Annotated in this window: 9 protein-coding genes; 2 read left to right on the forward strand and 7 right to left on the reverse strand. The window is 65.1% G+C overall.

Going from position 1 to position 11,185, the window contains the following annotated elements:
- Positions 1-215 (forward strand): transposase (locus tag STE01S_RS19155; RefSeq protein ID WP_174531854.1); only part of this gene is annotated, 215 nt, incomplete at its 5' end.
- 2 nt (positions 216-217) lie between these two features.
- Positions 218-670 (forward strand): plasmid pRiA4b ORF-3 family protein, encoded by a 453-nt coding sequence (locus STE01S_RS19160; RefSeq protein WP_082813444.1) that lies wholly within the window; start codon positions 218-220, stop codon positions 668-670.
- 15 nt (positions 671-685) lie between these two features.
- Here the strand turns inward: STE01S_RS19160 and STE01S_RS19165 are convergent, their stop codons facing one another.
- The 7 genes from STE01S_RS19165 to STE01S_RS19195 form a co-directional block, all read right to left on the reverse strand.
- Positions 686-1,615, reverse strand: a complete 930-nt coding sequence (locus STE01S_RS19165) for a DUF2493 domain-containing protein (protein ID WP_062770845.1) — start codon at positions 1,613-1,615, stop codon at positions 686-688.
- Positions 1,616-1,970: 355 nt separating this feature from the next.
- Positions 1,971-3,032 (reverse strand): DUF7146 domain-containing protein, encoded by a 1,062-nt coding sequence (locus STE01S_RS19170; RefSeq protein WP_062770836.1) that lies wholly within the window; start codon positions 3,030-3,032, stop codon positions 1,971-1,973.
- Positions 3,032-7,366, reverse strand: coding sequence for a strawberry notch family protein (locus tag STE01S_RS19175; RefSeq protein WP_082813445.1), 4,335 nt, complete (start codon positions 7,364-7,366; stop codon positions 3,032-3,034). Before STE01S_RS19175 ends, STE01S_RS19170 begins: the two co-directional genes overlap by 1 nt.
- Before the next feature lie 118 nt (positions 7,367-7,484).
- Entirely contained in the window at positions 7,485-8,129 is a 645-nt protein-coding gene (locus STE01S_RS19180) for a hypothetical protein (RefSeq protein ID WP_062770840.1), read from the reverse strand.
- Complete coding sequence (locus tag STE01S_RS19185; RefSeq protein WP_062770841.1) at positions 8,122-8,538, reverse strand: hypothetical protein; 417 nt, start codon at positions 8,536-8,538, stop codon at positions 8,122-8,124. Before STE01S_RS19185 ends, STE01S_RS19180 begins: the two co-directional genes overlap by 8 nt.
- Before the next feature lie 105 nt (positions 8,539-8,643).
- Entirely contained in the window at positions 8,644-10,788 is a 2,145-nt protein-coding gene (locus tag STE01S_RS19190) for a ParB/RepB/Spo0J family partition protein (RefSeq protein WP_062770843.1), read from the reverse strand.
- Positions 10,789-10,948: 160 nt separating this feature from the next.
- A partial coding sequence (locus STE01S_RS19195; RefSeq protein WP_255266033.1) for a zincin-like metallopeptidase domain-containing protein occupies positions 10,949-11,185 on the reverse strand: 237 nt, incomplete at its 5' end.

The raw sequence follows: 11,185 nt of genomic DNA on the forward strand, positions 1-11,185 counted from the left end.
GGCTCAACAAGGAGGTCAAGCGCCGCGCCGACGTCGTCGGAATCTTCCCGAACGAAGACAGCATCATCCGCCTCGTCGGGGCTGTGCTGATGGAGCAGAACGACGAGTGGCAGCTCCAGCACCGATACATGCAGATCGAAGGCATGGCCGAACTCAACCAACCCATGATCGAGGAGGAAAATCAGCCCCTACACATCACCGCCAAAGCCGCCTGACGATGGCCCACGGCCACAGCCGAAATTACACCACCTTGACGGACGCGACCAGCGGGGATGATCCCAAGGTGTTTGAGCAGACGGACGTTCGCTTGCGTGACTTCACGAGATCTGGTGCGAGGTTCAGCTACCTGTATGATTTCGGCGACGGGTGGTCGCATACCGTTGAGTTAGAACAATTGCTTTCCCTCGACCTCGCACCAACGAAGGCTCAATGCATCGACGGTGCACGGGCTCGCCCTCCCGAAGATGTCGGCGGAATACCCGGCTATCAGCGGTTTCTAGAAGTCTTGGCGAACCCGAGCGACCTGGAACACGATGAAACCAAGCAATGGTGCGGAGGATATTTCGATCCTGACTGGTTCGATCTCGCGACTGTCAACAAGGACGTGAGCAATGCGCTGAAGCCCAATGTGAAGCGGCGTCTTCACCAGCCGAAGCCGCGAAAGGCTTGAGTGCATCGGTGGCGCCTAGGCGCCACCAGAGCCGAACTTCCAGACCGGGATGCCGAGCTTCTTCGCCTTGTCGGCGAGATTGTCCTGAATGCCGGTGCCGGGGAACACGATGACCCCGATCGGCAGCACGTTCAGCATCTGATCGTTGCGCTTGAACGGGGCGGAGCGGCCATGCTTGGTCCAGTCGGGGGCAAAGCCGATCTGGGTAACGCCGCGGTGGTCGGCCCAGCGGGCCGCGATCTTCTCGGCGCCTTTTGGAGATTTGCCGTGCATCAGCACCATGTCGGGGTGCTTCGCGCGGACCTGGTCGAGCTTCGCCCAGATCAGTTGATGGTCGTTGAAGTCGAGCCCGCCGGTCAGTGCGATCTTCGGTCCGGCGGGCAGCAGCACCTCGCGATCGGCGCGTTTGCGGGCGGCGATGAAGTCGCGGCTGTCGATCATCGCAGAGGTGAGCTGGCGATGGTTGACGCGTGAGCCGTGGCGGGGAGACCAGTTCGAGCCGGTCGTCTTCCGGTAGAGCTCGGCACCGGTGTCGCGGAAGAGTTCGAGGGCGTCACGGCGTTCGATGAGCCGCTGTCCGGTGGCGATCAGCGCTTCGAGCTGCACGGCCTTCACCTCGGAGCCATCCTGTTCGCGCTGCCCCTGCTTCTGCGCCAGCTCGTTGTCGTCGAGTGTGCGTTCGACCCGTTCGACGGCGCGGTGGAAGGTGTTGACCGTTGACCACAGTAGGTCGTCGAGATCTGCGTCGAGGCCGGTATCGGCCATGGTGGCAATCAGCGCGTCGAAGATGTCGGCGACGGCGCCGGCGATCACGCGATCTTCCGGAATTGGTCGAGGATCGGGTTCATCGTCGCGGGGATGGAAGCCGTAGAGCTGAAGCTCGGTCAGAACATGGTCGGTGGGAGAAGAGAAGTGGTCGGGCTCAAATTCGTTGTGCTCGCTCATGGGAAGCTCCGTTCGCTGGACCGCGACCGCCGCGGCCTTCATGGCGACGAAGCCGTCGGACGGGCTGGACTGGCACCCCGAGCGACAGCGAGGGGCCGCAGCGTGAGCGAAGGACCGCAGGGGCCGGCTATTTTGTCTCGCGATGGAAAGGCCCGAGCCGGGGTCCCCGCGCGGCTTGACCGCGTGGGGTGGAACGGGCCGCCGGAAAATAGCTGGCCACAAGGTTGCCTGGATGGACCGTCTGATGGCCGATCGCCCTCTGGAAGGCCGGGACACGGTCCTCTGGCGAAACGGTCATCCCGGATGCGAGCGTTGATCGAAGTGCTCGACCGGCAGCCGCCTGCCTCCATCCCGGTTAAGCTGCATGCTCCATGAAGCGTGCGACGTCCTGGGGCGCGATCTGGACACGGATGGCCGCCCGGAGCGCTGCGAGTCCCAGCAGCCGGAGGTCTTCATTGAAGTCGCCGAGGGTCGGAGACAGGATGACCGCCTCGATGCCCGCTTCCTCCGCGCGGGTCATCAAGGTCGTCACCGCTGCATCGCCGGCGGGATCGTCATCACGCGCGACATACAGCCGGTGCAGGGTGTCGGGGAACTGGATGGCAGCGAGATGCGCTGCCGACAGCGCGGCCGCCATCGGCATGGTTGGCAGGACGCAGCGCAGCGACAGCATGGTCTCGACGCCTTCGCCGGCAGCCATCACCGAGCCCGGCAGTCCGAAGCGCACGGCAGACCCGAGGAGATTGCCCATCGCCCGTCTCGGTGTCTCGACGGGCGCCTTGCCTAAGGTCGCTTCGTTGAAGCCGTCGGGGTCCAGCCAGGTGCGATGTGCGCCGGTGAGCTCGCCATTGAGATCCGTGACGGCTGCGATGATCGCCGGCCAGATCTCGGTCGGGGAATGCTCATTGGGGCGGAAGAAGCAGCGGGGATGAAAGCGCAGCGATCCGGTTTCGTGCAACGACGTAATGCCGCGTCTGCGCAGATACGTCTCGGCGAGTGTACGGTTGATCGGCTGTGCCATCGCGAAGAGACGCCTCGCGGCTTCTGGCGAACCCATTGGCGCTAAGGACGTCTTAGCCCGCCGCGACTCTCGTGCGGGCTCTGGATGCGGGAGGCTCAAGAAGCGCCGCGCCTCATCGGCGACCTGCTTGAAGTCGGGAAGGCCGCAGGTTTCGCGAATGACATCGAGCAGATCGCCATGCTCGCCGGTGGCGGCGTCGGTCCACTTGCCGGCGGCGCCCTTACCCGTCTGCGGCCCCTTGAGCCGCACGAACATTGAGCGGCCCGGCGTGTTGCGAACGTCGCCGACAAGCCAGTAGCCTCCCTGTTTTGTGCCGTTGGACAAATAGTGCCGGCACACGGCTTCGGCTTGGCTGGCCAGGCGGGCCGCAAGATCGGATGCGTCCAAGTTGGCCATCACGCGGCCTCCCGTTCAGAGATCCGCGTGACCGGATAGCGCTCCATCACCTTGGCAAGCACGGCCACACCGGTCGCGTCGGTGGGAACGAACATTCGGAGCTTCCAGGAGATGATCTCGTGGAACAGGCCGTAGGCCCGAAGCCGGTCGCGCAACGTGTCGGAGAAGCCTGATAGCTCGATGCGGTGCACGCCCATGACCCGCGCGCGATGAAGCTGGAGGCCCTCAGTGAGATCGAGGACGGTGCTGCCTGCCGCCAAGGCTGCAAAGGCGTCGGCAGCCGTCAGCGTAGGCGCTCCGATCGCGAGCGCGTTGGCCGCCCAAGCTGGAGACACGCGTCGCCCGATGATGCGTTCGCCATCGTCCGTCTGAAGGCGATAGACACGCGTGCACTCATCCGGGAGACGCTTCCAGATCGGGAGCAGGAGCCCGGCGACGACATGGATTGTGCTGTCGGTGAACTCGGGGATCTGCCCCAGTTCGCGCTGCCACGCCGCCGCGAAGACCTCGCGATCGACCGCCCGCCAATGGCTTTCCGCCATCGACGCCAGCGATGCATGGTGATGTTCCATCGGCCGGAGCAAGCGCACCCGGCGTTCGATTTCGCCATCATCCAGCATGATGCTCGGGGCAGGCACCTGAACCGCCGCCCGCGCGGACCGCTCGTTAATCAGCAGAGCTGCACGTGGATCGGCGAGAAGCTCGAAGGCTTGGTCGAGCGACAGGGGCCGGTTCCGCTCGCGCTGGGTGATCGTCAGCAAGCGGGTTTCCGCGCCAGTGGCGGGATGCGTGTAGATGGTGTGCCGGTCGATGACGACGAAGCTTTCGGCCTTCAGCGTTTCCAGCCCGATGTCATAGGTGCCGCTGGCCAGTGCTCCGGCAATTCGGGCATTGAGAAGCTGCTCGAAGGCGCTGAACAATATGCCCTGCAGGTCGATCGTCAGCGCCAGCAAGCGATTGAGAAAGGTCGTGATCGGCGGTAGCTCGTCGCGGATGCCCGTGTCGTCCATCAGGCTAAGCCCGGTGGCGCTCTCGAAGAGCTGGAGCGGGCAGCCATCGACCTTGCCGCGGACGATCAGCAGGTAAAGTTGGCGCAGCGCGTCGCGCGCGTGGGGGCTTTCGAGATTGTCCTCGGGTCTGAAGAGGCCCTGTCCGCCGGTCTGGCGCTGGCCGCGGGTGATTGCCCCGAGCGTGTCGAGCCGGCGGGCAATGGTCGACAGGAAGCGCTTCTCGGCTTTCACGTCGGTTGCGATCGGACGAAACAGCGGCGGCTGCGCCTGGTTGGTGCGATTGGTGCGACCAAGGCCCTGAATGGCGGCGTCTGCTTTCCAGCCCGGTTCGAGGAGATAGTGGACACGAAGGCGCTGGTTCCGCGCCGCGAGGTCAGCGTGATAGCTGCGCCCGGTGCCGCCAGCATCGCTGAACACGAGGATGCGCTTGGCATCATCCATAAAGGCGGCGGTCTCGGCGAGGTTGGCGGAGCCCGGACGGTTCTCGACCATGAGCCGATCACCTTTGCGGATGATGCGCCGCGATCGCCCGGTCACCTCGGCTACTAGGTCGGTTCCGAAGCGCTGGACGATCTGATCGAGCGCGCCAGGCACCGGCGGCAGGCTTGCGAGTTTCTCGATCAGCCGGTCACGCCGGGCGAGCGCTTCACGGCTTTCGACGGGCTGGCCGTCGCGGGTGACAGGTCGCGAAGAGAGATTGCCATCCGCGTCGGTGAACGGCTCGTAGAGCTGCACCGGGAAGGAGTGTTGAAGGTAAGACAGCACATATTCGCGCGGCGTGATGTCGACGCGCACGTCGTTCCATTCCTCGGTCGGCACCTCGGCCAGTCGCCGCTCCATCAGTGCCTCGCCGGTGGAGACGATCTGGACGACAGCCGCGTGCCCGTCATCGAGATCGCGCTGGATCGAGCGGATCAGCGTTGGGGTCTTCATCGAGGTCAGCAGATGCCCGAAGAAGCGCTGCTTGGTGCTTTCGAAGGCCGAACGGGCGGCAGATTTGGCGCGCGGGTTGAGCGTGCCGGTCTCGCTGGTGATGTTCGCGGCGCGCATCGCGGCATCGAGGTTGTTGTGGATGATGGAGAACGCGCCAGCATAGGCGTCATAGATGCGGCGTTGCTCGTCGGTGAGCGCGTGCTCAACCAACTCGTACTCGACCCCGTCATAGGACAGGGATCTGGCGGTATAGAGGCCGAGGGCGCGAAGATCGCGGGCCAGCACCTCCATCGCTGCGACACCGCCGGCCTCGATGGCAGCGATGAATTCGGCCCTGGTGGCAAACGGGAAATCCTCGCCGCCCCACAGGCCGAGACGCTGGGCATAGGCGAGATTGTGGACGGTAGTAGCGCCTGTCGCCGAGACGTAGACGATTCGAGCGCCGGGGAGGGCGTGCTGGAGCCGCAAGCCGGCACGGCCCTGCTGCGACGGCGCAACATCGCCTCGTTCTCCCTTTCCGCCGCCGGCGTTCTGCATGGCATGGCTCTCGTCGAAGATGATTACCCCGTCGAAATCGGAGCCCAACCAATCGACGATCTGGCGGACGCGCGAAACCTTGTCGGCCTTCTCATCGGACCGCAGCGTGGCATAGGTGGTGAATAGGACACCTTCCGGCAGTTTGATCGGCCGTCCCTGCGGGAAGCGGGAGAGCGGCGTTACCAGCAGGCGCTCCATGCCCAGGGCCGACCAGTCGCGCTGCGCGTCCTCGATCAGCTTGTCCGACTTCGAGATCCAGACGGCCTTGCGCCGACCGTGCAGCCAGTTGTCGAGGATGACGGCGGCGGACTGGCGCCCCTTGCCCGCGCCCGTGCCGTCGCCCAGCATGAAACCGCGCCGGAAGCGGACGGCGGATGCCGCCTCGTTAGGTGCGGCAGAGACGACATCGAACGTCGCGTCGACAGTCCAGGCGCCGCTGAGGAAGCCCGTATGCGCCTCGCCGGCATAGATCACGGTTTCGAGCTGCGCGTCGGACAGGACGCCCTCGGTGATGAGCCGTTCGGGCAGCCGTGGACGATAGCTTGGCTTGGGCGGCGCGACCGACGCCATGGCCGCCGATTGCACGAGCTTGGTCGGATGGGCCTGAGAGCCGGGAATATGGATCGTCTGAAGTCCATATTCTTCGTAGATGGCGTCGGTTAGCCGACCGCCCTCGGCCGGCTTCCAGTCAAGGGTCTCATAGGCGAGGTCCAGATAAACCGGCTCCTCGAATGATGACCTCTGCGGCGCGTTCGCGGCGCCGCGCGCAATCGGACAGGCAACCTGCTTCGGCGCCATCGCCGACGGTGCCGGCAGGGCGACCAAACCCGCCAATGTGAGCCGTGGGGGAACGTGTTCCGTGACCCAGCCCATAAGCGTCTGCGTGTCGGGTGCTTGACCCTGTGATGCGGGAAACCGGGCCGGATCGGCTGCTGGCAGCTTGTCGAAGACGGTTAGCCGTGTCTCGATGGTTGTGCCGTGCTTGGCGTAGATGGCGCCGTCGATGCTCGCGGTGAATACGACGCGCCCGCGCTCCTGCAGTCGGATGAACGCGTCGCGCCAGGCTGGATGCTCTGGAATGACATTGGCTCCGGTGATGGCCACCAAGCGCCCGCCCTCGGCGAGGCGGGCGAGCGCGGATGCGATGTGTCGCAGCGCTGCGTCGGCCATGCGACCCGAGACGTTCGCTATCGCCGAGAATGGCGGGTTCATCAGCACGACCGACGGGACCATGGCCGGGTGCAGATGATCGTCGATCTGCGCTGCGTCGAAGCGCGTGACTGCGACCGCCGGGAAGAGGTAGGAGAGGATGCTGGCGCGCGTTTCCGCCAGTTCGTTGAGGATCAAGGTAGCGCCCGCAATCTCGGACAGAATGGCGAGCAAACCGGTCCCGGCGGAAGGCTCGAGCACATGGTCGGCAGGTGTAATAGCGGCCGCGCGCGACGCGATGAATCCGAGCGGCATGGGCGTCGAGAATTGCTGGAACGTCTCGCTTTCGAGGGAGCGGCGGGTGTGCGTGGGAAGCAGACCGGCGACTTTTGCGACCAGCGGCAGCGCAGCGGCCGGAGAGCCGGCTTTGTGCAAAAGCGCTTTGCCGTATTTGCGGAGGAAGAGAACAGTTGCTGCCTCGCAGGCATCGTAGGCCAGTTTCCAGTCCCAGGCTCCGGCAGCGTCGCTTGCGTTGAAGCTCGCTTCCATCGCGTCACGAAGCAGGGTGGCGTCGACACGTCGGCCAGCTTCGAGATGGGCGAGAACGGATCGGGCGGCATCCAGCAGGGCGGCCGTTAGGTCTATGCGTGGCGGATAAGACGCCGGCATATGTTCTTGCGCGCATGGTGCGGAACGATCGTGCATGGGGAAGACCTCGAGGAGAGCGGGAACAGGGCGAGCCCTTGGGCGCTCTCTCTCGACCGTCCGGGCTCAAACCCGTCCCGGCCTCCTCTGCCTCTCGACGTGCAAGCGGCAGGCTGAATCAGCCGAAGCGCCGACCCGCTTCGGTGAAGGTGTAGCCGTTCGCCACAATCGCCTCGTCGACCACCTCGTCCGAGGTCAGATGCTCGTATTCCCGTTCGAGCTGGCGGTAGAGCCAGCGGGCCAGATCGCGGAGCGCTTCCGAGACGGCATCTTGTGCATCGGCGGTCATGTCCTGACCTACGGGACTGTCGCGCTCGACCATGATGGCCATGCAATGCTCGTGATAGTAGCGCCCCCGGTGGGTTATCGTGGCTCGGAGTTGATAGAAGTTGCGCCGCTGAACGGCCTGGAGGGTATCGGCGATCCGGTGAAGCGCGGTATCCGTCGGTGCATAGGCCCGGATGCGGCCGGCGGCGGATCTCGCGTGTCGGTAGTCGCCCTCGAAGCAGGCTCCGTCGCCCTGGCTCCAGAAGCCCGAAAACCAGATGCATGGTTTCGAGCGGGTGCTACCGCCGAACAGTCGGACAGGGCGCTTCCTGAGGCTGATGCCGAGGATCATGCAAATGCGTTCGAAGTCGTCATAGACGAACTCGAACCAGTCATAATCGAAGCCACCCTCGCGGTACCATCCGCGCGCGGCGTCCTTCGCCGCAGTGGAGAGTTCGTCGAGTCGATAGACGATGGTTTCGATGATCTCAGGCATCGGGATTACCTCCATCCACCGCGGCGGCGAGCCAGCCATCGGTGTCGATCCATCCGAGGGTCTCACCCGTGCCGAGGTCGAGGACGTGCGCACCGCCACCGAACGCATTGAGGCGGGGCCGCGAGCAGGTATTGGCGTATTGGAAGCCCCAACGGCCCTTGAGGCTGAATTCCGTCGCGCAGAGTTTCACGAACTGGATGAGCCGTTCGGGATCGCCGGAGACGTCATCCCGTAGCCAGAGCTGCGAGCCGCCGTGCTCCGGCTGGATGGAGACAAGGAATCCCTCCGACGGCGGTTCTTCCGACGCGCCGGCTTCGGACAGGGCATTGTAGAGATCGAGTGCGCGCGCGGCGTTCTGCGGTGTGCCGACGTCGAGCAGGCACGAGAAGTGCGTGAAATAGTCTGCCATGACAGTCTCCCACGAGAATGAAAAAGCCCAGCGCGGCGACCGGGCTGATGGAAGGGGCGTGTGAGGAAAGATGCGGGACCACCGGAGCGGCCCCGCCTCGATCGGCTACTCGGCTGCGATGGCCGGGAGCGGCTCGGTATCTTCGTCCGAAGCTTCCTCGTTGCCTGAGAGGAACGCCGGCAGATCCACGGAGCTTGCCTCACCTTCGGGTTCGCCCGGTTCGGAGGATGTGTCCGTGTCGGCGAGCCGCAGCGGCTCGGGCAGCCACCGGGTGTCGGCCAGAAGGCGTTCGGCTTCCTTCGCCATTTCAGCCTTCTTCAGATGCTCGATGAGCTGCGCCGCCCGGTCTCCCGCGCCCTCACGCACGGCCTCGACGATGCGACGCTTCGGCACACGGCCGAGATAATTGTCGACCGAAGGACGCCATCCGGCCTCCACCATGTCGAGACCAGTCTCCCGCGCGAGCCGGTCGGCCTGGGTGAGACGGCGTTCGAGCCCGTGCTGGGACACGCCGTTCCCGCCGTAGGGGTTCGGCTTCTCGTAAAGCGCGTTGACGCCGAAGCTCACGCAATGAGCGAGCAGCGCGAGTCGGCTCGCATCGTCGAGTGCCGACAGCCAGTCCCAGAGCGCCTGATCGCCCTGCGGAAGATCGGCCTTCCAGGCGTCGTGACGCTCCGCGATCGCGCATGCGGAGAGGCTGTCCTTGAGGTCGGCGGCCTGCGCGGGGAAAAAGACGTGTCGCACGGACGCTTCGAGGCATGCGCCGCCGGTGCTGGTGCGCTGGAATGTGTCGATGACGAGCTTGTGCAGCAGCGCCGTCAGCGCGATCTGTGGGTTGCTCGCCACGGCGTCGCGCAGCGCGAGCGTGCGATGGGCGGTCAGTTCGATCACCAGGCGCTCGGGCAACGGCTTGATCACGTCGTCCTCGTCGTCCTCGCTTTCGATCGGCTGCCCGCCGACCGTGATGACGGTGCGGGACGTGCTGCTCGGTCCGGGTTCGCCGGCTTGGGCGCTGGTCGCAGCCGCAGCGCCATCGGTCTCGTCATCGGGCAGGACGAGGGGCGCCTCGTCGTCCGGGCGAACATAGCCGCGGTCGACCACGAGCCTGCCGTCCGCGCCGATGCTCACGAAGACGCCAGCACGCGTGATATCGCAGGGATCAAAGATCACCGGCCGGGTGTCGAGCTCATCCAGCAGGGCCTCGATCTCGCCGAGCCGCGCATCGACATCGTCTGGCAATTCGTCCGCACCTTCATACTCGGCTTCGAGCCGCTGATACTCAGCGTTGAGCGCGTCGATCGTCGCCTGCTCGTCAGCCGATCGTTCGGCGGCGACACCCTCGATCTGGCGCAGACCGTGGGTGTGACCGTAGGGGAAGTCGGCAGCGACCTCGATCCACTTCCAACCTTCGGCCGCGATGGCCTCAGCCTCTGTCTTCAGCTTGGCAGCAACCAGGGTATCGAGCAGGGCGACATCGGCGAGCCAGCCGCCATCGTCCTGTTGGAAGAGATCGCGCAGGACCGTGCCGCCAGCGGCTTCATAGGCATCGAGCCCGACGAACATGGCGCGGCGGTCCGACGCGCGCACCGTTTTCTCGGTCAGCATGCGGCGGATCTGATAGGGCTCCTTGGACCAGGAGCCTGCGATCGTCTCCCAGACCTGTTCCTGCCTCGGATGGTCGGCGCTGACCGTGAAGGCCATCAGCTGCTCCAGCGTCATGCCGTCCTCGGCATAGACGTCGAGAAGCCTCGGCGAGACGCCGGCAAGGCGCAGACGCTGCTTCACCATATGAGCGGAAGTGAAGAAGGCCGCGGCAATGTCTTCCTCGGACTGGCCCTTGTCGCGCAGCGCCTGGAACGCCCGGAACTGATCGAGCGGGTGCAGCGGTGCACGCTGAAGGTTCTCTGCCAGGGAGTCGTCTTCGGCCAGAATCGGCGTCGCGGGATCGCGCACCACGCACGGCACGGGGGCTATCTTGGCGAGGCGCTTCTGCTTCACCAGACGCTCGAGCGCCCGGTAGCGACGCCCACCGGCCGGGATCTCGTACAGGCCGGTCTCTGCGCCATCGGCATCGATGATAGGACGGACGTTGAGGCTCTGCAGGAGACCGCGGCGCGCGATGTCCTCGGCGAGTTCCTCGATAGACACACCGGCTTTGATGCGCCGGACGTTCGCCTGCGAGAGCGAGAGCTTGTTGAAGGGGATGTCGCGCGATGGCGAGAGGATGACTTTCTGAATGGCAGTGGCCATGACAGGTCTCCGCGACGGGCGGCCGGGAGCCTCTCTCCCGACCTCCAACCCGTCACGAAAATCGGCGCAGCCCTCTTCCTCTCATCGCTTCCGGAAAGCCGGAACGCCGTAGAGCCGGAAGGATGGGACTGCGCCAATGCTTGGAGCGATAACGAGTGGGTCAGGCCGCTTGGCGTGCGGGCTCGGGGGTGGTGGCAATTTCTTGACGCGGTTCGCCCGCATTTGGGGCGAAGGCCAGCAACCAGTCGGCCGCCTTGCTTGCCTGACTGGCTGCACGGACGATGGCGCGATTGTCCTCGCGCAGGACCTCGGCCCATGATCCGATGTAGTCGGCGTGGCGGACGGTCGGGGCGATGCCGAGGGCGGCGCAGCAGAAGGCCGAGGCGATTTCGGCAAC

The organism is Sphingopyxis terrae subsp. terrae NBRC 15098, from assembly GCF_001598815.1.
Classification (GTDB): domain Bacteria; phylum Pseudomonadota; class Alphaproteobacteria; order Sphingomonadales; family Sphingomonadaceae; genus Sphingopyxis; species Sphingopyxis terrae.

Excerpts from the sequence above, each read along its gene's own strand:
- STE01S_RS19170 (WP_062770836.1), bottom strand. The coding sequence starts at position 3,032 with ATGGCCAACTTGGACGCATCCGATCTTGCGGCCCGCCTGGCCAGCCAA.
- STE01S_RS19175 (WP_082813445.1), bottom strand. The coding sequence starts at position 7,366 with ATGCACGATCGTTCCGCACCATGCGCGCAAGAACATATGCCGGCGTCT.
- STE01S_RS19160 (WP_082813444.1), top strand. The coding sequence starts at position 218 with ATGGCCCACGGCCACAGCCGAAATTACACCACCTTGACGGACGCGACC.
- STE01S_RS19165 (WP_062770845.1), bottom strand. The coding sequence starts at position 1,615 with ATGAGCGAGCACAACGAATTTGAGCCCGACCACTTCTCTTCTCCCACC.
- STE01S_RS19190 (WP_062770843.1), bottom strand. The coding sequence starts at position 10,788 with ATGGCCACTGCCATTCAGAAAGTCATCCTCTCGCCATCGCGCGACATC.
- STE01S_RS19185 (WP_062770841.1), bottom strand. The coding sequence starts at position 8,538 with ATGGCAGACTATTTCACGCACTTCTCGTGCCTGCTCGACGTCGGCACA.
- STE01S_RS19180 (WP_062770840.1), bottom strand. The coding sequence starts at position 8,129 with ATGCCTGAGATCATCGAAACCATCGTCTATCGACTCGACGAACTCTCC.